This window comes from Paenibacillus sp. N3/727 (assembly GCF_022637315.1).
GTDB classification, from domain to species: Bacteria; Bacillota; Bacilli; order Paenibacillales; family Paenibacillaceae; genus Paenibacillus_AQ; species Paenibacillus_AQ uliginis.
On sequence record NZ_CP093336.1, the window covers coordinates 2,628,525 to 2,651,848 of the forward strand.

The 23,324-nt window shown below is 41.8% G+C and carries 23 protein-coding genes and 1 pseudogene; 15 read left to right on the plus strand and 9 right to left on the minus strand.

What is annotated here, in order from left to right; all coding sequences use genetic code 11:
* Nucleotides 1-9: 9 nt before the first annotated feature.
* The 4 genes from MNQ98_RS11915 to MNQ98_RS11930 all read left to right on the plus strand — a co-directional run bounded on the left by MNQ98_RS11915 (nucleotide 10) and on the right by MNQ98_RS11930 (nucleotide 3,254).
* A complete protein-coding gene (locus MNQ98_RS11915; protein WP_241933911.1) occupies nucleotides 10-561 on the plus strand; it encodes a YkoP family protein in 552 nt (183 codons plus the stop codon).
* A gap of 98 nt (nucleotides 562-659) precedes the next feature.
* Nucleotides 660-1,358 (plus strand): polysaccharide deacetylase family protein, encoded by a 699-nt coding sequence (locus MNQ98_RS11920; protein WP_241933356.1) that lies wholly within the window; start codon nucleotides 660-662, stop codon nucleotides 1,356-1,358.
* A gap of 301 nt (nucleotides 1,359-1,659) precedes the next feature.
* A complete protein-coding gene (locus MNQ98_RS11925) occupies nucleotides 1,660-2,349 on the plus strand; it encodes an ABC transporter permease (RefSeq protein ID WP_241933357.1) in 690 nt (229 codons plus the stop codon).
* A complete protein-coding gene (locus MNQ98_RS11930) occupies nucleotides 2,349-3,254 on the plus strand; it encodes an ABC transporter ATP-binding protein (RefSeq protein ID WP_241933358.1) in 906 nt (301 codons plus the stop codon). Before MNQ98_RS11925 ends, MNQ98_RS11930 begins: the two co-directional genes overlap by 1 nt.
* 47 nt (nucleotides 3,255-3,301) lie before the next feature.
* Here MNQ98_RS11930 and MNQ98_RS11935 read toward each other — a convergent pair whose 3' ends face one another.
* From MNQ98_RS11935 to MNQ98_RS11950, 4 genes are all read right to left on the minus strand, one after another.
* Complete coding sequence (locus tag MNQ98_RS11935; protein ID WP_241933359.1) at nucleotides 3,302-3,487, minus strand: hypothetical protein; 186 nt, start codon at nucleotides 3,485-3,487, stop codon at nucleotides 3,302-3,304.
* Nucleotides 3,465-4,628 carry a hypothetical protein gene (locus MNQ98_RS11940; protein WP_241933360.1) on the minus strand — a complete coding sequence of 388 codons (1,164 nt, stop codon included), beginning with the start codon at nucleotides 4,626-4,628 and terminating at the stop codon, nucleotides 3,465-3,467. Before MNQ98_RS11940 ends, MNQ98_RS11935 begins: the two co-directional genes overlap by 23 nt.
* Before the next feature lie 24 nt (nucleotides 4,629-4,652).
* Complete coding sequence (locus MNQ98_RS11945) at nucleotides 4,653-5,846, minus strand: MBOAT family O-acyltransferase (RefSeq protein WP_241933361.1); 1,194 nt, start codon at nucleotides 5,844-5,846, stop codon at nucleotides 4,653-4,655.
* A gap of 298 nt (nucleotides 5,847-6,144) precedes the next feature.
* A complete protein-coding gene (locus MNQ98_RS11950; protein ID WP_241933362.1) occupies nucleotides 6,145-6,540 on the minus strand; it encodes a DUF2871 domain-containing protein in 396 nt (131 codons plus the stop codon).
* 286 nt (nucleotides 6,541-6,826) lie between these two features.
* On the opposite strand from MNQ98_RS11950, the gene MNQ98_RS11955 reads away from it, so the two are divergent.
* Together MNQ98_RS11955 and MNQ98_RS11960 are read left to right on the plus strand one after the other, a co-directional pair.
* Complete coding sequence (locus MNQ98_RS11955) at nucleotides 6,827-8,086, plus strand: chitinase (protein WP_241933363.1); 1,260 nt, start codon at nucleotides 6,827-6,829, stop codon at nucleotides 8,084-8,086.
* A gap of 139 nt (nucleotides 8,087-8,225) precedes the next feature.
* A complete protein-coding gene (locus tag MNQ98_RS11960; protein ID WP_208914388.1) occupies nucleotides 8,226-8,651 on the plus strand; it encodes a VOC family protein in 426 nt (141 codons plus the stop codon).
* Between the two features lie 86 nt (nucleotides 8,652-8,737).
* On the opposite strand, the gene MNQ98_RS11965 is transcribed toward MNQ98_RS11960, so the two are convergent.
* On the minus strand, nucleotides 8,738-9,076 hold the full coding sequence (locus MNQ98_RS11965) for a hypothetical protein (RefSeq protein ID WP_241933364.1): 339 nt from the start codon (nucleotides 9,074-9,076) through the stop codon (nucleotides 8,738-8,740).
* Nucleotides 9,077-9,083: 7 nt separating this feature from the next.
* On the minus strand, nucleotides 9,084-10,508 hold the full coding sequence (locus MNQ98_RS11970) for an aminotransferase-like domain-containing protein (RefSeq protein WP_241933365.1): 1,425 nt from the start codon (nucleotides 10,506-10,508) through the stop codon (nucleotides 9,084-9,086).
* Between the two features lie 97 nt (nucleotides 10,509-10,605).
* Here MNQ98_RS11970 and MNQ98_RS11975 point away from each other — a divergent pair, with 97 nt between their 5' ends.
* From MNQ98_RS11975 to MNQ98_RS12005, 7 genes and pseudogenes are all read left to right on the plus strand, one after another.
* Complete coding sequence (locus MNQ98_RS11975; protein WP_241933366.1) at nucleotides 10,606-11,556, plus strand: DMT family transporter; 951 nt, start codon at nucleotides 10,606-10,608, stop codon at nucleotides 11,554-11,556.
* A 219-nt stretch (nucleotides 11,557-11,775) separates the two neighbouring features.
* Nucleotides 11,776-12,174, plus strand: a complete 399-nt coding sequence (tnpA, locus tag MNQ98_RS11980; RefSeq protein ID WP_241933367.1) for an IS200/IS605 family transposase — start codon at nucleotides 11,776-11,778, stop codon at nucleotides 12,172-12,174.
* 5 nt (nucleotides 12,175-12,179) lie between these two features.
* Nucleotides 12,180-13,193: pseudogene (locus tag MNQ98_RS11985) on the plus strand (RNA-guided endonuclease InsQ/TnpB family protein).
* Between the two features lie 68 nt (nucleotides 13,194-13,261).
* Nucleotides 13,262-13,477: a hypothetical protein gene (locus tag MNQ98_RS11990; RefSeq protein ID WP_241933368.1), complete on the plus strand. Its 216-nt coding sequence runs from the start codon at nucleotides 13,262-13,264 to the stop codon at nucleotides 13,475-13,477.
* Between the two features lie 252 nt (nucleotides 13,478-13,729).
* Complete coding sequence (locus MNQ98_RS11995; protein ID WP_241933369.1) at nucleotides 13,730-14,287, plus strand: DDE-type integrase/transposase/recombinase; 558 nt, start codon at nucleotides 13,730-13,732, stop codon at nucleotides 14,285-14,287.
* Nucleotides 14,288-14,423: 136 nt separating this feature from the next.
* The gene (locus MNQ98_RS12000) at nucleotides 14,424-14,837 is read left to right on the plus strand and encodes a VOC family protein (protein WP_241933370.1); all 414 of its coding nucleotides are present in this window, start codon (nucleotides 14,424-14,426) and stop codon (nucleotides 14,835-14,837) included.
* Nucleotides 14,838-15,250: 413 nt separating this feature from the next.
* Nucleotides 15,251-16,159 (plus strand): hypothetical protein, encoded by a 909-nt coding sequence (locus MNQ98_RS12005; protein WP_241933371.1) that lies wholly within the window; start codon nucleotides 15,251-15,253, stop codon nucleotides 16,157-16,159.
* 355 nt (nucleotides 16,160-16,514) lie between these two features.
* Here MNQ98_RS12005 and MNQ98_RS12010 read toward each other — a convergent pair whose 3' ends face one another.
* The 3 genes from MNQ98_RS12010 to MNQ98_RS12020 form a co-directional block, all read right to left on the minus strand.
* On the minus strand, nucleotides 16,515-18,353 hold the full coding sequence (locus MNQ98_RS12010; RefSeq protein ID WP_241933372.1) for a UbiD family decarboxylase: 1,839 nt from the start codon (nucleotides 18,351-18,353) through the stop codon (nucleotides 16,515-16,517).
* A gap of 224 nt (nucleotides 18,354-18,577) precedes the next feature.
* Nucleotides 18,578-19,498: a GNAT family N-acetyltransferase gene (locus MNQ98_RS12015; protein WP_241933373.1), complete on the minus strand. Its 921-nt coding sequence runs from the start codon at nucleotides 19,496-19,498 to the stop codon at nucleotides 18,578-18,580.
* Between the two features lie 122 nt (nucleotides 19,499-19,620).
* Nucleotides 19,621-21,009: a TraB/GumN family protein gene (locus tag MNQ98_RS12020; protein WP_241933374.1), complete on the minus strand. Its 1,389-nt coding sequence runs from the start codon at nucleotides 21,007-21,009 to the stop codon at nucleotides 19,621-19,623.
* Between the two features lie 190 nt (nucleotides 21,010-21,199).
* Between MNQ98_RS12020 and MNQ98_RS12025 the strand changes: the two genes are divergently transcribed.
* Together MNQ98_RS12025 and MNQ98_RS12030 are read left to right on the plus strand one after the other, a co-directional pair.
* Nucleotides 21,200-21,667 carry a macro domain-containing protein gene (locus MNQ98_RS12025; protein ID WP_241933375.1) on the plus strand — a complete coding sequence of 156 codons (468 nt, stop codon included), beginning with the start codon at nucleotides 21,200-21,202 and terminating at the stop codon, nucleotides 21,665-21,667.
* A 22-nt stretch (nucleotides 21,668-21,689) separates the two neighbouring features.
* Entirely contained in the window at nucleotides 21,690-23,306 is a 1,617-nt protein-coding gene (locus tag MNQ98_RS12030) for a cobyric acid synthase (protein ID WP_241933376.1), read from the plus strand.
* Nucleotides 23,307-23,324: the final 18 nt, after the last annotated feature.

Below are 23,324 nucleotides of genomic sequence, written 5' to 3' on the forward strand. Positions count from 1 at the left end.
TCCGTTTGGATGATGTGGGAAAAAACTTTTGCTTTGCTTTCATATTTTCGTGTATCGCATAAGTCGCGTTTTGGTATATGCACCGTGATGCTTAAAAAGCACCGGGGACAGGCCATTGTATGCCAGGACTCCACTGTCATTAACAAGGGAGAGTGGGTGGGGGAACTCCACCTCGACAATGGAAGTATCCTGAAGTTGATCCAGTCCGAAGGATCAGATCGTGCCGCACTCCAAACGGCTCGTATGCTGCGTAAATCAATGCAGCAAATCAATGAAGCCTTCGAATCGCAGTCCGAGTTCAGGCAGGTCAAGGCTTTATTGGGTATTACACTGCTCCACCGGGGATTAACACACGGTCTTGGCTTTGAACAACAGAATTTAAAGCCCGGCGTCTTTGAACGTATCACCACGATCTATCTTCGATTGTTGCTATCGGCCATGCATCCGGAAGGGAGACAAAGGATCGGTCGGCGAACCGAACAACTGGTGCCGATGCTACTAATTCATTCGCGGGCCTCATTGAAGAATCGATTCTCACCTGGTCAGAAATTCTCTGCATAAGGTACACGTTTATGGAAGTAAGATGTATGGCATTCTCCATAGAAGCAATACATATATTTACTTCACTATCATTATCCTTGTTATATGGAGGAGGAATCATGCTTATATACCTGGTAGGAGGGATACTATGCATCACCACGTTTTACATGTTTATTCCGAGTTTGATTACGCGAATAACTGGCATTGGTGTCTTTCGAAAAGGAACGGTAAAAAAACAGGTGGCCTTCACTTTTGATGATGGGCCACATCCACAATATACGCCGAAATTGCTGGATTTATTAAAGCTGCATCAAGTGAAGGCTACTTTTTTCGTGCTTGGATCGAAAGCGGAGCAGTATCCCGAGCTAATTAGAAGAATAGATCGGGAAGGCCATCAGATTGGCATCCACAATTATTGTCATACGTCCAATTGGCTGATGCTGCCCAGTACCATTCGGCGAGAACATCTGGACCGATCAGCCGACATTATAGAGTCTATTGTCGGAACAAGACCCAACTATTACCGTCCACCATGGGGATTAATCAATATATTTGATTTTTTCCGGCGCAAGCAGTATCGAATCGTTCTTTGGTCGGTTATGGGGGGGGACTGGAGAAGTCGGTTCTGTCAAACCCGGCTGCAGTCTACACTGTTAGGTGGAATCACCGATGGCTCCGTTGTATTACTTCATGACAGCGGTGAGACTGTAGGCGCGGACCAACATGCACCTTATTTTATGCTGCAAGCTTTAGAAGAAGTGCTAAACCAACTGCAGACAAGAAACCTGCAATTCGTTCGCCTTGATGAAATGTCTTGACGGAAAGGAATGCACAAATGTTCCTGACCATGGCGCTAAACTGGATTTTACATTGAATCTAATTAAGAAAATAATAAAAATTACTTAAGACTGGTAAAGACACAGCTATTCCTAACATTCATCCATTTTGACTGGAAGAATGATTCGAACTGTTGTGTCTTTTTGCGGTGGCGGTAATAGTGATGGAAGAGTTTACCGAAAATTTAAGAAATAAGGAATAATTAAGGTGGAGTTTCCTGTGGCTTAAGAAAGAAATCCTATAATAGTGTTAGACGCATAAACAGGAAGGGAGAAACCTAGTATGTATGTCATCGGTAAAAGAGAATTTATTAGCTTATTCAAGGGAATTAAATCGATTATGATTATAGTAATTTTTTTAGTTACCTCCTATTATTCAGCCAAGTTTTCGAATTTATTAATGTCTGGGATTGAACTTACAGCAAGGGAAGCTGAAAATATCTATACTGTTGGTCTTTTGACCCTTCTCTTACTATTTGGACAATTATTTGTAATGGGCCTGTCACACGATAGCATAAACAGAGAGATACACGAACGCACGATACGATTTTTAGTAACAAGAACGTCCAGAACTTCCATTATATTCGGAAAATTTTTCGGTATTTGGCTATTTTGGTTCATTTGTCTGACGATCTCCTTCTTGGTTACTAGCATCTTTGCACAAAGGATTGATGTTTTTATTTATTCTCAGACAATGAGTTTATTAACCTACCAAATAGCCTTAACACTCTTGCTTTCCGTTCTCATTCCTAAGCCTGGGTTTACCATGTTTCTTGGAATTATGGTTGGATTATCCTTTCCTATCATTGGATTTTGGGTTTCTGTTACGTCTAATGTATGGGTGAGCTGGATGAAATTTATTACCCCCTATTACTATTTGAATCGAGAGAATTATTCCTTTTTGATGATTATTTTCTTAGCAGGTATCATGCTCTTTATCGCCAATCTGATTTTCAAAAGGAGGGAGTGCTGATGATCGCCATCGAAACAAAGCAGCTAAAGAAATCGTATGGAGCGGTACCGATCGTAAATGGAATTGATCTTATCGTGGAACAAGGAGAAATCTTTGGTTTTCTAGGTCGTAACGGAGCCGGTAAATCAACTTTTATCAATATGTTAACTGGCATTATTCAACCAAGTTCTGGAACATACTTACTTTTAGGTATAAAAGGGCCAAATGATCAAGTAAAGAAGAGGATTGGGGTAATGCCTGATTACTCCACATTATTTGGCTCTTTAACGGCGGTGGAGCATTTAAAATTCCTATCAGCTCTTTCGGGAAAGCCGGAAGCCAAAGAACGGTGTATGGAAGTCTTACAGTTAGTTGGTTTGGAATCTCATGCTCATCAAAAAGCCGCTAAATTTTCATTCGGTATGAAAAAGAAGCTTGGTATTGCACAAGCCATCATCCATGATCCTGAGTTAATTTTCCTTGATGAACCAACCTCTGGTCTGGATGCAGAATCCGCGATCCACATCCAAAAGCTGATCGATCATCTACACAAAAGAGGGAAAACCATTTTCATGACGTCTCATAACCTCGATGAAGTAGAGAAAATATGCACAAGAATTGCGATTATGAAAGAAGGACAGATTGTTAAAATTGGCACAATGGATGAACTCAGATCTTTCTATCGTTCAACCATGACAGTTAAACTCAAACATTCTCCGATTTCTAAATCAGAACAGGTGAAATTGCATCAATGGCTGGAGTCCGCTGGGACAGATATAGAGATGAAAGATTCCTATGTAACCCTTAACATAAATAACGAGAAAAAGATTGCTGAGATGATTCGAGCATTTAATCAGTGTAAGGTAGATGTCTATCGTGTAGAGGTGGAAGAACCATCACTTGAAGAAATATTTCTGGATGAATAGAAAAGGCATCCCTCAGAATCGTAGACTGGAGGGATGCTCTCTTTTTGTTAAAAATTCATATAAATAAATTGGCTGGTTTCACCCGAGAAAAATAAAATGCCCAATACAACCGCCATAATCGCCAATGCACCCGCAACAGTAATTACACCAAGAAGCATTACGCGGGCAATACGCTTACCAAGCGAAATAATCTCGGGTTGCTCCTGTTCCTTACTGCGTGTTTGTAATTCCAAAGGTCTTCAGCCTTTCATATAGGATTTCTCCGAACATATTGCTACCTTTATCAATAAGATGCGATGGGTCATGATAGTACTTGTGCGGAATAAGATTGGTCTTTTCTTTATTGAATTCTATGAACGGATAGCCACGGGATTCAATTAATTCCTGATAAGCTCCCATAACGGTGTCGTAGTCAGACCAGTTCAGCATTTCATGTTCGGCTATGAGCTGCGTGTCTAACGGAGCCGTGAAGAAGAGTGCTTTTTTATTATGATTATCAAGCAGATCGAGTGTTTTTCCCATCATGAAAAGTCCGAAGCTGTTGTTTTTGTCGAAGGGCTTATCCCATTTATAAAGGCCTGTAAAGTGTTTAACGATACCTTCTTGTTGATGTGCTTTCAGCTTATCATAAGGGCTAAACAAAGGGGTATATGTAGGTTTAATTCCCTTTTTCTGGTCCCGTATCTTTTGAATCTCTCGGCGTATTTTCTCCGTGGACGTACGCGTCTTGAAAAAATGATAGCTGAGAACATCCCGATCGTGATATAGCGTCCAATTATTCAATACGCCAGTTGTCATCGAGTCATGAATAGAGCTTGGTACGGATTGTTTGTCTTTCCTCGAAAATCCATCCAGCCAACCCCGTGGGATATTTTGATCCAGCTTGCTCAAGAGTGCAGGATATACCGTTACTCCCGGATCGTTATCTGTGACGGATAATATTCCGTAATTAATTTCATATATTACATAATCTATTTCGTCCACCATGGATGCGATAATAGCGTACGTTTCTACAAGACGTCCACCAGACAATCCGAGATTAAGAACACGCTTGTCATTGAGGTGAACCTGTAAAATGCCGGAGGGTGTATTCCAGCCATCTTTTACTGTCGTTCCAAAAACGGTGGAAGAACCGAACATGCCAATGTCCGGCTTGCCGTTGTCTGGCTGCTCCTTTAAATATTCAATCCATATCGGTGTATACACGATGGAGTCAAAAGCAGGTACCCGAAGGTTTTTCTCTGCATGTGCAGCAACGTCTTGCTGTACTTTTTCGACGACCGTATCTGCCCACATCGTAACTCCGATCAACCCCATTACAGCTAATAACACCATGAATACAATCAGTTTTTTTATAGGAAGCTTGCGCATCATCTTTCATTCCTCACTCTCTGAGCCTCATCTCAGACCAAACAGTCTTAACATTAGATTCCAACCATCAGCAACCGGCAGAACAAAGAATACCCGACTCAGAGTTACTCCGAAAAAAGTAATTCCTATGGCCAGCAGCGTTGTACCGGGCTTCAGCCAATTGGGCACAGGTTTCAGCTTGGTCTTTACTTGCTTCAAATAAAACCGATGAATACATAGCATGATGCCATGAAACATGCCCCATACGACAAAGTTCCATGCGGCACCATGCCACAAGCCTGACACAGCCATCGTACACATCAGGTTTACATATACACGCGGCGCCGACACACGACTGCCACCTAACGGGAAATATATATACCGGGTCAGCCAGGAGCCTAGCGAGATATGCCAACGGTTCCAGAACTCTGCGATACTGCGTGCGAGATAAGGAAATCGAAAGTTCTCAGGTACGACAATGCCGAATAAACGTGCAGTACCTATTGCGACGTCCGAGTAGCCGGAAAAATCAAAATAGATGACAAAAGTGTAGGCTACAAGTGAAATCCAAAGAGTCTCTATATCTGCGCCGGCAATACCTGCCTGAGAGTAGACAGGCTGTGCTAACAGATCAATTGTCCCTGCAAGTACCAGCTTCTTAAAAAGGCCGATCCCAATGCGTGTAACCCCTACGAGAAGATGTTCAAGTTGAAAACGTGCCGTCAATTGGGGATAGAAGACTTGGAATTGTTTGATCGGACCTGCTACCATCGTCGGAAAGAAAAAGAGAAACGAGAAAAAACTCACTGGCTTATGCTCAGGAAGGTTTCCGCGTTTTCTTTCAACTAGATAGTGAATTAACTCAAAGGTAAAATAGGATATACCAAGCGGCAGAACAATTTGTTCTGCTTTTGGTAAGAAGGGTTTGTGTAAAAATCCTAATAAATCATTGAGGGTCATCACAAGCATATTGCTGTACTTAAAGTATCCGAGAACGAGAATGACTCCGATAATAGCCGCCGGATAAATCCAGCGGTTGGTTCGTTTAATAGCTGCCTGGATAAGCACGAAGGCAATAATAGCTTCCAAGAGCAGCAATATAACATAAGAACCAGCATAATAATAATAGAACGTGATACCCGCCGTAACAAGCACTAAGGGCCTAAAACGGTGTGGGATTACGTGATATGTGGCAACAGCCACAAAAACAAATAGCCAGTAAAACCAATCAGTGTACATCATAATATTACTTCCACCATCCGAACCTAGTACTCTATAATTTCTGCAAACCAATTAATAATATCATGAAATGAAAAAAAGGAATATATATGAACTCATTGTGGAGTTCCAAAATTCAGCAATGGAGATCCGAGCTTACTCTACTTGCAAGATTATACATCTAACTGAGAGATAGTGCCAATCCAGAACATAGATACATTATATGGAAACGGGTATATTGTATACCGACTTTACATACTGAAGATTGATGTTAATAAAAAAAGGGACCGCCGGAGTAATTCCGTAAGCGGCCCCTAACACTCTATTTAATTCGTTTACCAAGTAGTATAAGCAGCCAGATGAATCCGGCACCCAGAATGGCATGACCCAGTCCAGCGATGTGTGGCAAATAGCTGATGTCTTGTCCATTGATTTGTAGCATTCCCCGGGTAGTCATGGCCCCGATCGTTATAAGCACCCCAATGTTATACACGATATACCAGGCACCGAAGGATTTCGCTTCATGAATTTGAAACAGCTTGCCAAGGATCAATACGATCAAAAAGAAAAAGAATCCTAACATTAAAATATGGGTATGAAGTGCAACTAATACTGTAGGACCCGAGAAATCACTATACTTCGTGACCTCACGATAAAAAATGCCAGCAATCAAACCAAGTACAGCGTAGAAAAAGGAAGTGTAATATAGCTTCTTCATGATCATGCTCCTTCAACAATAATCGTATTTAATGAAAGTGTATCATGCTAATAAGAACGCAATATGAACGAAATGTTACAAAAGTGAATAATTTCACGAAATTCTTCTCCATATGAAGACAAAAAATTTGATATCAGATATATAGAGTTGTTCTTTAGCTTCACTATTTGTCATATCTAGGCTTAAACTGATTTTGTATTCAGGGAATTGGAACTATATACAATTAATTCACATTTTTTACAATATATAAATCACATCCAATTTAAAGTGAAAAAGGAGAATGCTTGTGTCTAAATGGAATTATCCGTTACCTAGCAAGCTGCTACATCGAACCGTCTGTTTATCGCTTGGGGCTGTTTTAATGGCCATACCAGTAACGGTCACTGCAGCAGAAAGCAAAAGTATAGCCGCAAGTGATCAGAAAGCTTCAATTAGTGTAGATATTACACCCATCGAAAGGAGTTATGAGGGGAGTACACTCGTTGTTGGTGAAAACCGTTATCTTACTCTCAAGGAAATTGAGAGTGAATGGGACGGTATTGATCCTGACTATGAGCCAGACCAAGCCGTAGATGCGGTCAAAACGTTGTTACCTCAGAAGGAATACGAGGATTTGTTTCCGAATAGGTTAGGCTCTCCAGAGTGGCACAAAGTAGCTAAAGGTAAGGAGTATTTTAAAGAAAACCAGTTGGATTACTTTTCTTATGACAATCTGATCGCTGCCGTAACTGAAGTCTCGAATATTAAATTGAAGATCAGTACCCGAAAAGGTACCACCAGTATTCAGGAAATTCATAGATTTGACAAGGATGCAAGAATAGAGACGTTAATATCCCGTTCATCCGATTTTAACTCGGTAGAAAATAGGAAGAAGGAAATTGAAACCGTTATCATCGATTTTGGTACTTTCTTAAAGGAAGGTTTCAAGAAAGATCGTAAGAGCGAGCTTGCCGCATTTCTGGCGAATCTAGCACATGAGACCGGTGGTGGTTGGGCAACCGCTCCTGGCGGAGAATTGAAGTGGGGGTTGTTCTGGAATGAAAATATTGCAGGCCGGACAGGTGTTAATATGGACCCCTTCGTTGATCCGGCAAGCAGTGACCTATATCCAGGTGTGAAAGATAAGCGTTATTATGGGCGCGGACCCATTATGCTTAGTTGGAACTTCAACTATGGATTATTTAGTTCCATTATTTATGGGGACAAAAACGTGCTCCTGAGCAAGCCGGAAATTGTGGCAGCAGACGGAAGGGTCGGCTTTATGACCGCTATTTTATTCTGGATGACGCCACAAGCACCAAAGCCATCGGCCCACGACGTAATTATAAATAAATGGAAGCCCTCGAAAGTAGATTTTGCCAAAGGTCTTGGACAACCAGGTTTCGGCATTACCATTATGGTTCTCAATGGACTGGAAGCAAATATGGGTGAGACGGAAGGCAGTCCTGTCAAGCGACGTGCGGGGCACTATCGCGACATTACAAGCCGAATGGGTGTAGATATAACCAGTGAGAAAATAGACACTTTAGGCATGAAGCCATTTTAAAATGAATAATCACTTACTATTTAGCGGATGATATTAAAGTTAAAGTTTGTTTTTTTGATTGTGTGTTCATTATAATGATACACTATGATTCAGGCGTATATTTCAAATTTGTTTATATTGAATTAAGAGGAGTGGAGACATGTCGGTTGATGTTTATTTGAACTTTAATGGTAACTGTCGCGAAGCTGTCGAGTTTTATGCACAAGCGTTTAATACGGAGAAACCTAACATGATGACTTTTGGAGAGGCGCCACCTAACCCGGAGTATCCCCTGCCAGAGGAAGCAAAAGATTTGATTATGCACACACGGCTTAACATTAGTGGAAGCAACGTCATGTTTTCAGATGTTTTTCCCGGAATGCCATTTGTTGAAGGGAACAACGTAACACTTGCCGTGGTAACCAATAACAAGGAAGAGATTGATTCTGCATTTCATATACTGAAAGAAGGCGGCACGATAGAGATGGAGCTCCAAGAAACATTTTGGAGTAAATACTATGGCAGTCTGAAAGATAAATTCGGGATCCATTGGCAATTCAATTTAGCGCTTGAAGATTGTGGATAAATAATACAATAACTTTTGGAATGATGGAAGATTCAAAAACCTTGCTGCTTAACGCTTAACGCAGCAAGGTTTTTTTGTAGTTAACTTTAAGACTCTTCAATAATATACGAGGTTATTTCTTTAATTTTTGCATTTTTGGCCGCACTGCTGAAAGTATAAACCTGACAAAAGGCGTATCTTTTGTTCATATCCGTGATAAAAGTTCCGCTGACAGCGCCGTTTCTACCATGCGTAATGAGTTTGTTCATGTGACGGAGCGTCTTAGTAAGATGAGCTTTCCCTTGAATGACTTGATCACCGACAACGTTCCAGATCACATGATCCGTAATATTTTCAAAAATATAGTTTATGTCGTTAGTAGCTAAAGCTATGATGAATTCCTTAAGTAACAACTTTTTGGTGCGTTTCCGCAATCTTCTACGCAAGTAATGGTTAGGTCTCCAGTAACTGCTCTGACAAGCGAATTAGCATCTTCATCCCGGTGCTTAGCTGTTGTTCATTGATATAGGAATAGCTTAAGCGAATCCAAGATGTTGCTTCTTTGGATGGATCACAGATGGTGCCGGGAACAAATGATATGGACTGTTCGAGGCTCTTGGCAAGGAGCATATCCATAGCAATAGAATCGGGCAATTGAACCCACAAGTTAAGTCCCCCCGTTGGGCTGTCCCATGTCCAGTTAGTACGGGAGAGTTCTTTCTCCATAATAGATTTGCGAACGCTTAACGCGGTTTGGAGCTTCATAATATGCTGCTGCAGGCGCTTCGACTTGAAGTAGTGCAGGAACATTTTCTGATTGAGCAGAGGGGTGCCATTGTCCGCCAGTGACTTGACTGTAAAGAGATGTTTCATCAATGAAGGTCGACAGCAGACAGCGGCAATCCGGAGTCCGGGTGCAACGTATTTGCTAAAGCTGCGAATATAGACGACATAGCCTTCTGTACTATACGCAAATAGAGGGGGCGGAGGCTCCTGATCAAAATAAATATCACGAAATGGGTCATCCTCTATGAGAAAACAGTGGTACCGTTCGGCAAGCTCTACCAGATGCTTCCGCTGCTCTGTCGGAACGATGTAGCCCGTCGGATTGTGGAAGGTTGGATTGAGATAGAACAACCGTGGCTTGTATTGCTTCATATACAATTCGACCTGTTCCAAGTCATAACCATAAGGATGTATATCGACAGGAATAATCCGGGCGCCTTGTTGACGGAAAATATCGATCGCGGCGCTGTAAGTTGGCCGCTCCAGCAGAACGGTATCCATAGGTTGCACTAGCATCCGTGCTAATAAATCGATAGCTTGTTGGGAACCTGAAGTGATCAAGATGTCATCTTGAGATATGTGCAGTCGATGCTTATTTGTGAAAAAAAGGGCAAGAGATTCTCGAAGTTCCTCATCTCCCTGGATCGTCGAGTACGTGCTGAGTACCGTAGGATATAGATCAAAGATTTCTTTCACGTATTCGGAGAAGTAGCGATTTGGCATGAGATAGGGGTCTATCAACGCATAGGAAAACTGATAGGCAGCAGGCACTCGATGTATTTCCGACAGGTGACTTTTCTGCACGTAGGAGGACACGATTGGATAATCCAAATCATCGAAGGGCATAGATATGCCTGGATGAACATAGTAGCCGGATTTATCTTTTACATAGATTTTCTTCTCATCTTTAAGTTGTTGATAGGCTTTGAATACAGTCAAGCGGTTGACATTCAGCTCTTCTGCAAGCACGCGTACCGAGGGGAGCTTATCATGTTCTGTCCACTCTGCGCGCTGAATTCGATTCCAGATGTAGTCGTACACTTGCTTGAACAGCGGCTTGCCATGTGAGCGGGATAAGCTAGTTGGATCCATAGCCGGACGCCTCCTTTTCCAACCTATATTATCTGTTCTGTTCCGAACAAACTGTTCTATTCTCGTCTCATTATAATGGTGACAAGGAGGCGTTACAATGGTTCTAATTAATTATGTAATAATGTGCATCGTGTTTGGAACGACTTTTTTGGCGATTAAGGTAGGGGTTGATGCGGGGGCACCTCCTTTTTTCTCGGCAGGAGTTCGATTTGTTCTTGCAGGTCTGCTGATTTTGATGTGGATGACCTGGAAGAAAAGAGCGAACTTTTCTTTGCTACTGCATAAAGAAATGTGGCTCACAGGTCTTGGTCTCACATTCGGTACGTTTTCGATGTTGTACTGGGCGGAGCAATACGTAAGCTCAGGGACAGCCGCGATTCTTTCGGCGACCGCACCGATCATCATTATTATGTTGCAGGCGGTCGTCTATCACGAGCGGGTAGCGGGCAAAAAGATACTTGGCTGCTTGATCGGCTTAGCAGGTGTGATTGTATTAGTGTTGCCGCAGCTCTCTATAAAGTCTGGTTTGTTTTGGTTGCTAGGGTGTATGGCAATTCTGATCGGACAATTATTTTATTCGGGCGGAGCTTTGTATTCCAAACAAGTCATACGCCGCTTTGCCAACACTTCACCCATTGCTTTAAATGCGGCTCAGATGTTATGCGGAGGCGTCATGCTGCTTATACTGTCTTTATTTACTGAGCGTGTTCACATAGAGTCGATGCTCACACCAGAAGCTGCCTTTTCCCTCCTGTACTTAATCGTGATAGGTTCGATGGTGGGACATACTATTTTTTATTGGCTCGTAGCCAAAACGAATCCACTGTTCCCCTCTACTTGGCTCTATATCTCTCCAGTGATTGCGATGATAATAGGAAACATTCTGTATAACGAAGCCGTATCTTGGTTCATGGCAGCCGGAGCTGTGGCTACGATTATAGGGATTATTTTCGTAAATACGGGATCACTCGGCTCAAAAGTGAAGGTTGTGAAAATAAATGATGACCCGGCACGTCTGGGAGGAAAGCAAGGAATGGGTGCGGATTAACCGATGGGTAAATATGTTAATATTTAGTAGCACGGCCGTCTATTTTTTGGTATATTACAGCATTTCCTGAACGGTAAAGCCCACTTCTTTAGGTGTGGGATGAAAGTGTTGTCGGATACGGAGTGCCACTAGCCGAAAGGTTTGTGGTGCTTCAAGTATCCGAAAAGTCTATGCCCTTTCTCTGTTGCAGTATATCTTTTCAATTGATACTGTATAGACATGAACGAATACAGAAGAACCAACACAACCGTATCTCTACTGAATTATCATTTTGTGTTCTGCCCACGATACAGAAGAAAGATTTTTCTCAAAGCAGAGGTGGAGCAACGCTTCAAAGAATTAGTACATGAAGTGTGTGCGGAACTAAAAATTGAGATTGTCGCCCTTGAGTGCGATAAAGACCACACTCACATGTTCCTCAGTGCACTACCAGCATTAAGTCCTGCCGATATTATGGCGAAAGTGAAAGGGCGCACCTCTAGAAAGCTACGTGAAGAGTTTCCACACCTCTTGCATTTGCCGAGTTTGTGGACACGTTCATATTTTGTTTCTACTGCTGGAAATGTATCAAGCGAGATGATTAAGCGTTATGTTGAAGAACAAAAGACAAGGGGGTGACGTATATGGCACAGGCCATAACAGTTAAGGTAAAGCTACTTCCCACAACAGAACAAATCCAACGATTGAAACAAAGTAGTAACGAGTACATTGGGGTCGTGAATATGCTCGTAGCTGAGATGGTTGAAGAAAAGAGAAGCACGAAAAAGACGACGAAAGACGTTCCTGCTAATCTACCTAGTGCGGTAAAAAATCAAGCGATTAAAGATGCGAAAAGTGTATTTTCCACCAAAGTAAAGAGAAGTAAATACACGATCGTTCCGATTCTAAAGAAACCAGTTTGTGTATGGAACAACCAAAACTATTCTTTTGATTTCACGCACATTTCTATTCCACTTATGGTAGAAGGTAAATCCAATCGTGTCGGAGTTTTGATTTATTAAAGCATAAACTTGGTACGCTCCGTATCACACAAAACTCAGGTAAGTGGGTAGCGCAAATATCTGTCACGATACCGACAACTGAAAAAACGGGTACAAGAACGAGAAAACAAATATATGAAACGGAAGTTTCGTAGTGTTCGTAAAATACTTGGGAAACAAAAGAAAGTGAATGCTATTCGCAATTTAGACGATAAAGAACAACGATGGATGAAAGACAAAGACCACAAGATCAGTCGCGAAATCGTAAATTTTGCAGTTGAGAATAAGATTTCTGTCATACGCTTAGAGCAACTAACGAAGATAAGGCAGACGACAAGAACAAGTCGTAAAAACGAAAAGAATCTACATACATGGTCTTTCCATCGTCTATCGACCTTCATAGAATACAAAGCAAACTTGGTGGGGATCAAAGTAGAGTACGTTAATCCTGCAAATACGAGTCAATCATGTCCAAAATGTCCGGAAAGAAACAAGGCACAAGATAGAAGATACAAGTGCCCATGTGGATTCGAGAATCATTCTGATATCGTTGGGGCGATGACACGCCCTAAACTTGAGAGTTGCCCAAAACAGAAATGGATTGAGGGCGTTAACTACTCAAGAATCCCAACTGCGTCAGCAGACTTGCCCCTTTAGGGGGGGGAGTGTCAAAATCATCTTAGATCTATGTAAGTAGGGGAAAATAAAACCTGAGGTGCTTTGTTATGAGTAAACAATTAGTTTGGCTTATTCAGATTTTAGCTTTGTTATGTGGACTTGCCTTTCCATTTGTTCAAGTGATTCTCCGAATTGTTATGCTGCTGTTAGTTTACTTCATTGATGTTGTAGTCAGTGAAAAGACAGAGAAAAACAGAAGAGTACTGTTGTTCTGGGTTATTGGTCTTATTTTAGGGTACCTTGTTAGAGGAGAAATATGGTAATAAAACATAAAACAAGAAAATTTGTCTTCAAACCTCGTCTGCGTGAAACGAGCTCTTTACAGTTAGACTGAATAGTAGACAGACACAGACGTACAAAAAGCAGACGGTAAATACATTAAGGAGAGTGGGAAATCGGTAGCGGAGATTGGTCGCGAATTAAAGATTAATGCCAATACCTTATTCGTGATCTCCAGGAGAGAACGAAATCTAAAAAGAGGCATATCGATCTCAGAACGTACTGTTACACGAATCATGAAAGAGAATGGAATCCGATCGAAGACGGTTAAGAAATACAGAGCGATAACCAACTCCAAGCACTCTCTGCCGGTTCAGGAGAGTGTGCTAAACCGGGAATTTACCACAAGCAAGCCGAATGAGAAATGGGTAACCGACATTACCTATATTTCTACGAGTGAAGGCTGGCTCTATTTGGTGAAAGTAATGGACCTATACTCTCGCAAAATCGTCGGCTGGCACATGAGTGAATGGATAACCAAAGAGCTTGTTATACAGGCTTTAAAGCAAGCTTATGGACGTCCGCATCCGGATAAGTGGCTGATCCACCATTCGGATCGCGGCAGCCAATACTCCTTCTTGGATTACCAGAAACAGCACCAGAAATACGAAATGATTGGTGTTTTACATGCTGATAATGGGAAAATGACTAATATAATGAATCACATGATATTTAATACATTAATCATTGATCTCGATGCTTCTTATTTTCACAACAATTATCTATTATATGGAACTATTCTTATGATTCTAAAGAAATTGCTTTGTCTAATAATATTGCCTTCAAAAAATTAATTACTATTAGAAGATGGATGCACTCTGCACTAATTAAAATTTACTACTTGTTATTGTAATCGCATTCATGGTAAATTGTGATTGAATATTTGGAATATTATTTTTTTTGAAATAAATTTAATTATTGGAGAAAATGATGAGCAAAATATTAAAAGGAAGATTCGGAAATAGCGTGACGATATTGATGGTTTCTGATTTAGATAAGTCAAAATCTTATTATCAAAATGTATTGGGGTTTTCTGTAGATCGATCATGGGCAATTAGTCATGATTTTGGCTTAGTCTATAAATTAATTCAAGCGAATGACTCAAAAGAGGTTCGACCTTTTGAAAGCGCATGCAATACTTATGTTTATGTTAATTCCTTCAATATATTAAATACTTTGTACGATGATTTTAAGGATAAAGGCGCTTGTTTCTTGAAAAAATTAAATGAGGTCGAATATGAGAGGGGAGCATGGAAAGAATTTTCTATTAAGGACCCTGACGGATATGTTATTGGTTTCGATTCGAGTTTTGGTCTTGATGAACCGAATATAGTTCATGAATAACGACGTATAAATATTTTTATATTTATTTGTGATAAAACTTCTCCCCTCGAAGATCGAAACCATGATCTTAGATAAACTGTTTTTCCTTACTTGCTGAGGTTGGGCTTTCAAGTTACGCTACCAGATTATTTCAATAATATACATATTGGTGTGGGAGAATAACTAATTGGCTATGATCAAATCTTTTTCTTCTTCTCATTAGTGTTTCAATTCTGCATTATTATTTTAACGTTGTTCACTATATAAACAGTTTTTCGTCAAAATATTTTTGATGACGTAAAATAGTTTGTGTAACATAAAAATTGAACTCATCATGAACAAAGAAATCAGTAACTTTATTATATTTTTTGAAAAAGAGATAATAATTTTTACAAGGATTTCAATGCAATAAAATAATGAGAGGTATTTTAATTATGCAGATTACTTCCTACAATAGATCATTATATTTAAATTGTAGAACAATGCAGGTTATTAGTTATTTGAGTTCCATTAATGCTCCAATTGAACTGCTTTTCTATAATGCTATGGAGAGTTCTGATAAGATTTTTGATCAAATTATTACTCAGAGAAAATCAAGATATCAATACAAAACAAATCTGTTGATTCCTGAAGACTTGGAATTAATTGGGGTTAGGGAAAATTTTATTACTGTTAATAATCTAAGTGAGATAGAGAGTGTGCTTGTAAATTTAATCGCAAAAGAAAAAGTTGTTTTCATATGGCTGGATCAATTTTATTTTTCACATCGTGCATTTTATTTAACTAAACATAATTTTCATTCTTTTATAATTAATTCATTAGAAATTTCAGAAAACGATAGATACTACCATTTCATCGATCTTGACCCCGATATCAATGGGAAATTTAAGGATGAAATACTAATTAAGTCTTTGGAGCATTCAGATTTTCCAATTAACATAGATTATTACGATTTCGATCAATCAATTTTACATGTTAATAGAATCCAACGGAAGTATGAAGAATGGATTCGGAGTTATAGTGATTCATATCATTTTTATGACTGGTTATCTTCTATACTGGGGGAGAATATTAATAATCATATTTTAAATAGAGTGGATCATGCTTTAGCAATAATAATAGGATCAAGGTATTTATTTTCTAAATACTTAGAATACATAAACCCTAATGATATTATTGTTTTGAAAATGAAGGAAATATATCAAATTGCAGAAATAATAAAGAACATATTACTGAAATATTCAATAACTGGCTTAATAAACGAAGATAATATAAAGAACTTAGTAAAAAAGTTAAAAAAGTGCGAGATAAATATGATGATTGTTTTAAAAGCGAGTATTTAAAAAGCTGTTCGATAGAATTTTGAGCGGTCCTTCAAACTGAGGCTGTCAATAATTTTGTGTAAACTCTTTACCAAGGAATTCCCCCGAGGGGGAATCGGAGTAAATTAGCGTAAGTGGTGGCCAACCCGATAGATAAGCTTGCGACTTCGGGTGGAAACTTAAAAAATGTCGCCAGCTCCTCCCAATTGTTCCGCCAGGAAAAAATCTTTGTCTACTATCTTGACAGAAGTGCACTGTGGTTAGTTCCTTTATAGGCTTACCCAAACACAAAAACACGACCCATCGGATCGTGTTTTTGTGTATCTTGTGAAAGCGTCGGGGGAAGTTGCATTTTCCCCCAATCATGATACGCCACTTACGATTTCTGAATACCGCTTAAACTACCACCTTTTGAAAAAAAACGTTGGATGTTGTTTTCAACGGTTGGATCAGGTATTAAAGGTGGTGCTTGATGTGGTTTCTTACGGGCGTCGATAATTACATTATCGCAGCGCCAATGCTTGTTCTCTACGTAACTATTCACACCGTGAATATCATGGGAAGGGTTGCTGCGAGTGAAGGTAGCCCAGAGAAAATTGTTGATCGTGTCACTCATAAAGTCGCTATCATCACATAGGATGATCATCGGACAAGAGGAGAGAGGACCCTTTTCTCGAATCGCATCACTTAGATCGTTTATTTCCTGCTGCGCCTCGGCGTAACTCTTAAATGCAGGTCCTTGGATGGCGACAATGCCTGGCATCACCATTTTGGCAGGATCAAACCCACGCATATCCTTCAAGGTGTCAGGCACCTCTGTACACAAGTCTCTTTTTTTATCCCCAACAGCGGCGAATACAACTTTGCTGCCGGTGTTCAATCCGGTTCCTGAATAATCGAGGGTGTCGATCGTCGTGTTGGTCTGAAAATGAATGTCCCGGTGCAGATCGATACGTTCCAAAATATAGGCCAAAAAATTCTCAATATGATGCGTACTGATGGCCTGTTTCTCTTCAGCCGTAATGAATAAATACTTCGCTAAACTCAGTTGCCCCGTTCCTAATATTCGATTGGCAATCGTTAGAAGCTCAGCCGGTTGTTTCACTTGTTGATAAGGGGTATAACGCTCACTTCCGATGGCGAAGAGCAATGGGTGTACGCCCGCAGCATCGACGGCATGAACCTCTTTTACCCCCGGGATCTCTTGTCTAATTGCTCCACCTGTCAGCTCATGAATTAATTCACCGAAGGAAGTATCTTCTTGCGGCGGCCGGCCAACGACAGTAAACGGATAGATCGCATTTTGTCTGGCATACACTTTATGCACCCTCATGACTGGAAAAGGATGAATAAGGCTGTAATAGCCCAAATGATCACCGAATGGACCCTCAGGCTTGGTCTCGCCAGGGTGGATTTCTCCTGTTATAACAAAATCCGCATCATGACTAATACAATAACCATCGACGTAACTGTATCGGAAATGACGCCCTGAAAGTAAGCCCGCGAAGGTAAGTTCACTCATACCCTCAGGCAAGGGCATAATAGCTGATATCGTATGAGCAGGGGGACCACCTATAAAACAACTCACTTTAAGAGGCTGACCCAGCTTATTCGCTTTGTCCTGATGGACGCCAATGCCCCGATGTATTTGGTAATGGATTCCCACTTCTTTGTTCATTTCATATTCGTTGCCACTGAGCTGTACGCGGTACATCCCTAGATTGGAATTCATAATTCCCGGCTTTTCCGGATCTTCCGAATACACCTGAGGCAAAGTGACAAAAGCACCGCCATCTTCTTTCCAGTGCTTGATAAGCGGGAGATCGGATATTTGGATTTCCTGGAAATCAGAAGGTAAGCCGCTACTTTTTTTGATAGGTAAAGCCGTTCTTGCTGATAACCCTGTACCGACGTATTTAAAAGGATTCTTGAGAGCTTTAACAGGATCGTTGCGCAAAGCGATTACGTTTTGTGTCGACTCAAACGTATCCCGAAAAATAAACTTGCTGCGCTCGATCGTTCCGAAAAGATTGGATACCGCACGAAAGTTCGAACCTTTCACATTTTCAAATAACAATGCGGGGCCGCCTGCCTCATACACCTTCATATGTATGGCAGCCATTTCAAGATTAGGGTCAACCTCTTCATGTATACGAATTAAATGCCCATGCTTTTCCAGATCGATGATGCATTGTTCTAAATTCTGATATTTCATTATATTGCTCCAATCTCTTGAAGATAGTGAACTCAATTTCGCACGCTGAGCCACTTCCGAAATCATTACTTTGAACCATTATCGAAATATGGAATATCCCTTATATTATCGACAATATCGCATCTTAGGTCAATGATGCCAAACCTTGCCTTGCATAATAAAAATCGCCTGGCCCCTTTGAAAGGGACAAGGCGATAAAATAAGTATCAAATAGTAAAGTTTCATTAGTTGCCTGATTGCAGTTTTTCCAGATCAACCCTTTCGGAGATATCAATTCGTAATTCATAATAATCATCTTGTCGAATCGAAACAAACCCACATGACTGATACAAATACAGCGCACCAGCGTTTGTAGCTGCGACTTCAAGAGCTTGCTTTTCCTTTTGCAAAATTGTTTTTGCGTAGGTGATGGAATCGTTCAAAATCTTACGTCCGTAACCCTTCCCTCGTAATTCTTTTGAAACGACAAATCCATAAAAGAATATCTCTGTCTCATTTTCTCTCAAAAGTATTTTTCCTACCGGTTTTTCCTTAATTTCTGCCATAAGAATAGTCACTTTCTCTGTCGCTAATGCCTTTTTTTCATACTGCTCTGCATCCTCAGGCGAGGAAGAGAAGCCTTCTTGATCGAATCGAATCAACTCTGCCAAATCATCTATCGTAGCCAGGCGTAGTTTCAACTGAATTGTGGATGGTTGTTTATCCTCGTATTCATGCTGTCTCTCCATATAATATTCGGAGATTTTATATCTAGCGAATAAAGCTTCGCTGAATGCCTTTCCAGATTCAGAAGATCCTGGGTTAATGATCAAGATTGTGTCCAATTGTTTTCGTACAGCTTCTTCCTTCGCTTGCCTAAACATTTCCCGGAAAATTCCCTGTCTCCGGTACTCTGGATGTACCATGCCGCTTAACTCGATTTCTTTTGCCTCGATCATATATAGTCCGAGAAAGCCTACGAGCCTCCCATCTACATACGCTAACAAGTCAGTGATCTCGGTACCCTCTCTACTTCTTAGCATATTCCAGTTCAATTTCAGTACGATCTGATCATGCGAGTTGCATACTTCCTCTAGTGATTTGACCTGTTCCATCTCCAATGGTGAAAGGATGCTTCGTTTGACGATTTCATAGGCTAATTTCATTGTAGTTCCTTTCCTAATACGAAAAATAATATTTAGAATTATAGAACATGTAAAAAAGAAGCATCTCATCGCGATTATTCCAGCGCCATCTTAGAGATGCTTCCTTTCCTTTTAAAAGAACCCTATTTTTGAACCAATTCAACCTTATAGCCTTTTTCTTTCAACAGGTCGACAACCATGCCTTCCATCACATAGTGTGCCGCGCCTACGACAACAAAGGAGGTATTTTCTCCTTTTTTCTCTAACAATTCTGCCAGCTTAAGTGCCATATTTTTGTCCCGCTCACCGATCAGGCGCTGATTTGCTTCATTTTCAGTAAATTGTCCATCTGCTGTCAGGGTTTTTCTCAGGCCTTCCACATCGCCTTCAATCCAATCAAGCTGCATTTGTTTTAAATGTTTAGCAACTTCATCTGTCCCGGATTCGGATAAAAATGTATCAAGCATGGCATTTAATTCTTTCTCTTGTTGCTTATCAGGTACATCTGCAAACAGGTCCGCCTGCAATTTGATGCCTTCCAGTTCGTGAATCGGCTTGCCCATCAGCATCGCACTAGTGAGGAAGTGACGATCGATACCGGTAGCATTGGCAATCCCGATGTCGGTTGGGTTATCGAAGTAAGCGAACGTTGAGAGACTGCTCGAAACGGCAAATGGCTTGTAACCATCGAAAGCATTTGCTGGTACTTCTAGCTTTGTAAGCACTTTTTGCAGCTTCTCGTAAGTTGCAGCGGCTACATGGTCCTTCAATGTAGTGCCGTCACTGTATACCATTTTTTCTTGAAAATAACTCATATCCCCGCCTACAAGATCAAGTTCGACCCACAGATCGTCTGACGCTTTAAATGCATCACGGATACTTTTCTGCATCGGGTACATATCGGTGATGCCCAAGTGAACCGATCCTAGCAGATACAATGTGTTTTTGTCGTTAGTTACTTTCCACATGAGACCTTTGGCTCCGCCATCGGTTATATCGTATGTATACTCAACCATTCTGCTTGCCATTACAGCTGCTTGTTCAACCGTAGAAGGTTGATCCAATTGAAGACCAGCTTTAGTTCCTTTAACGATGCCTTTTTGCTGCATATAGTCAATTGGTTCAACCCCAGTTACCCCGAAAGATTCCGGCAGTTCGTAATTGGCTAGCAGCTTGTGTAACGAGGTAATTACAGTTTCTCTTGTGATCACTTCACCTGTCGTAAAGGACAAGGAAGCCTCTTTTTTCTTGAGTCCGAGCAGATCCAGCTTCTTCGCAGTTGCATCCATCAAGGAATTGAATTTATTGGCAGTAATGGACTTTTTGAAAGTTCCGTCGTAATACCATTCCATCGGATAAATTCCGTACTTCTCGCCTTCGTTCAGCGTAGAGATGGACCAACGACTGATGTCAGGAACTGCAGCAGGTGTGTCGGCATGAATTGGGAATACGTGACCTAACAGGATTGTTAAGCTCAGCGCCCCAGCTCCAGCCCAACGCCTAAATTTGCTCCAATGTTTATTGTCTTGCATGAAAAATCTTTCCCCTCTCGATTCTATGATGTGTGGAATTTTGTATACTACCACATTAGTAGATTATACCATATAAGAGAACTTTGCTCTTGGATTTATTTGTATATCTATGAAAGCGCGTAGTTAATCGAACTCTTTCCAACTCTTTGAGAAGGGGATTAGATATGATTAAATAGTAGGGGGAAGTTTTATGAAGAAAGGAAGGATACATATGATAAAAATAGTCGAAGGAAGTTTACTGGATGCAGCGGAAGATATTATGGCTCATCAAGTGAATTGCCAAGGTGTTATGGGATCAGGGATTGCAAAGTCATTAAGAGCCTCATACTCCGATCTTTTTCCTTCTTATAAGCAATTTTGCAATAATGTTGCACCTCATGATTTACTAGGGAAGTGTCATATGGTTAAAACAGGGCTTAAATATGTGGCAAACTTATTTGGTCAACTAAATTACGGAAGGCAGAAGGTCATCTATACAGATTATGAGGCATTACAAAAAGCTTTGGTATCATTAAAAAATGAAGCACAGGAAAAGGGGCTTAGTGTTGCACTACCCTATAACATTGGATGCGGTCTTGCCAACGGAGATTGGGATATTGTTTATAAAATAATAGAGGATGTATTTAGTGATTATGATGTGACTATATACAAAATTTAATAACCTGGAAAGGATGAAAGATATGAGTAAGAGATCTGACGCCGTGCATGGCGCGGAACAGGCGAAGGAGAAGGGAGGACGCTTACAGGGGCGGACGATCATGCTTCAGGGAACCGCCTCGGATGTCGGTAAGAGCGTTGTTACAACGGCGCTGTGTCGGATATTCAAGCAGGACGGATACCGGGTAGCCCCTTTCAAGTCGCAAAATATGGCGCTTAATTCCTATGTGACGCCGGATGGCAAGGAGATTGGGCGCGCGCAGGGCGTGCAGGCGGAAGCTTGCGGCATTGCGGCGACGACGGATATGAATCCGGTGCTGCTCAAGCCGATGCAAGAAATGAACTCGCAGGTCGTCGTGCATGGCAAGCCTTATAAAAATCTAAGCGCCCGCAATTACCGTTCTGGCTTCCTGCCTGAAGCGAAGCAGATCGTGGTGGAGGCGGTGAACCGACTGCGCGACTCCTACGATATCGTTGTCATGGAGGGAGCAGGCAGTCCTGCCGAAATTAATCTTAAGCAGAACGATATCGTCAATATGAACATGGCGGCCTGGGCGGAGGCTCCCGTCCTGCTCGTCGCTGACATCGACCGCGGCGGGGTATTCGCTTTTATCGTCGGCACCTTGGAACTGCTGGAGCCGCATGAACGGGAGCGGGTTAAAGGATTCATCATTAACAAATTCCGCGGGGACGTCACGCTGCTTCAGCCCGGGTTGGACTGGCTCGAAGAGCGCACCGGCATTCCGGTGCTTGGCGTGCTACCGTATGCCGAGGATCTGGACATTGAAGCGGAGGATTCTGTAGCTCTGGAGCAATGGAAGGGGAAGGTGCTTCCGGAGAACGACCTGGATATTGCGGTCGTGGCCTTGCCCCACATCTCGAACTTTACCGATATTGATCCGCTGGCGGCGGAGCGCGATGTGCGTATTCGCTATGTTCGCCGACCGCAAGAGCTTGGAACGCCGGATGCAATCATTATTCCGGGGACGAAGAGCACGATGGCCGATTTGCACTGGATGCAGGAGAATGGGTTAGCTGACGCCTTGGTATCTTATGCGAAGGATGGGGCAGTGACTGGCATTTGCGGAGGATATCAAATGTTGGGCGAACGTTTGCGTGATCCTTACGGAGCGGAAGCCGAGGCTGGCGCGGTTATCGACGGCCTGGGCCTGCTGCCGATGGAGACGGTGTTCGCGGCTGACAAGCGGACGGAACGGGTACGGGGGACCGTGATCGCCTCCAGTCTGCGCAACACTCCACTCTATGATTGTTCCGTGGAAGGGTATGAGATTCATATGGGCCGTTCATTGCCGACGGCGGCGGATGTCGCGGCCGAACCGCTGATGGAGCTACAAGCTATGGATAAGGATAGAGCGGATTTCGCCGGATTTGACGGCCTGCTGCATCCGAATGGACGCATCATGGGCACCTATTTGCATGGCTTGTTCCATAACGATGCTTTCCGCAGAGGCTGGTTGAACGGGCTTCGCGAGGCTAAGGGGATGGCGGCTCTGCCTTGCGAATTGAACTTTGCCGCCCAGCGGGAGGCTGCCTTTGACCGGTTGGCGGATCAGGCTCGCAGCCATTTAGATATGGAGCGAATCTACGGAATATTACGAAATACGGCACAGCAGTCCTAAAATAGTTAGAGGTTAGCA

Coding starts and splice junctions, on each gene's coding strand:
- MNQ98_RS11995 (WP_241933369.1), top strand. CDS start 13,730: ATGAAAGAGAATGGAATCCGATCGAAGACGGTTAAGAAATACAGAGCG.
- MNQ98_RS11915 (WP_241933911.1), top strand. CDS start 10: ATGATGTGGGAAAAAACTTTTGCTTTGCTTTCATATTTTCGTGTATCG.
- MNQ98_RS12005 (WP_241933371.1), top strand. CDS start 15,251: ATGCAGATTACTTCCTACAATAGATCATTATATTTAAATTGTAGAACA.
- MNQ98_RS12025 (WP_241933375.1), top strand. CDS start 21,200: ATGAAGAAAGGAAGGATACATATGATAAAAATAGTCGAAGGAAGTTTA.
- MNQ98_RS12000 (WP_241933370.1), top strand. CDS start 14,424: ATGAGCAAAATATTAAAAGGAAGATTCGGAAATAGCGTGACGATATTG.
- MNQ98_RS11990 (WP_241933368.1), top strand. CDS start 13,262: ATGAGTAAACAATTAGTTTGGCTTATTCAGATTTTAGCTTTGTTATGT.
- MNQ98_RS11940 (WP_241933360.1), bottom strand. CDS start 4,628: ATGATGCGCAAGCTTCCTATAAAAAAACTGATTGTATTCATGGTGTTA.
- MNQ98_RS11975 (WP_241933366.1), top strand. CDS start 10,606: ATGGTTCTAATTAATTATGTAATAATGTGCATCGTGTTTGGAACGACT.
- MNQ98_RS11945 (WP_241933361.1), bottom strand. CDS start 5,846: ATGATGTACACTGATTGGTTTTACTGGCTATTTGTTTTTGTGGCTGTT.
- MNQ98_RS12020 (WP_241933374.1), bottom strand. CDS start 21,009: ATGCAAGACAATAAACATTGGAGCAAATTTAGGCGTTGGGCTGGAGCT.
- MNQ98_RS11930 (WP_241933358.1), top strand. CDS start 2,349: ATGATCGCCATCGAAACAAAGCAGCTAAAGAAATCGTATGGAGCGGTA.
- MNQ98_RS11925 (WP_241933357.1), top strand. CDS start 1,660: ATGTATGTCATCGGTAAAAGAGAATTTATTAGCTTATTCAAGGGAATT.
- MNQ98_RS11950 (WP_241933362.1), bottom strand. CDS start 6,540: ATGAAGAAGCTATATTACACTTCCTTTTTCTACGCTGTACTTGGTTTG.
- MNQ98_RS11970 (WP_241933365.1), bottom strand. CDS start 10,508: ATGGATCCAACTAGCTTATCCCGCTCACATGGCAAGCCGCTGTTCAAG.
- MNQ98_RS12010 (WP_241933372.1), bottom strand. CDS start 18,353: ATGAAATATCAGAATTTAGAACAATGCATCATCGATCTGGAAAAGCAT.
- MNQ98_RS11920 (WP_241933356.1), top strand. CDS start 660: ATGCTTATATACCTGGTAGGAGGGATACTATGCATCACCACGTTTTAC.
- MNQ98_RS12015 (WP_241933373.1), bottom strand. CDS start 19,498: ATGAAATTAGCCTATGAAATCGTCAAACGAAGCATCCTTTCACCATTG.
- MNQ98_RS11960 (WP_208914388.1), top strand. CDS start 8,226: ATGTCGGTTGATGTTTATTTGAACTTTAATGGTAACTGTCGCGAAGCT.
- MNQ98_RS12030 (WP_241933376.1), top strand. CDS start 21,690: ATGAGTAAGAGATCTGACGCCGTGCATGGCGCGGAACAGGCGAAGGAG.
- tnpA (WP_241933367.1), top strand. CDS start 11,776: ATGAACGAATACAGAAGAACCAACACAACCGTATCTCTACTGAATTAT.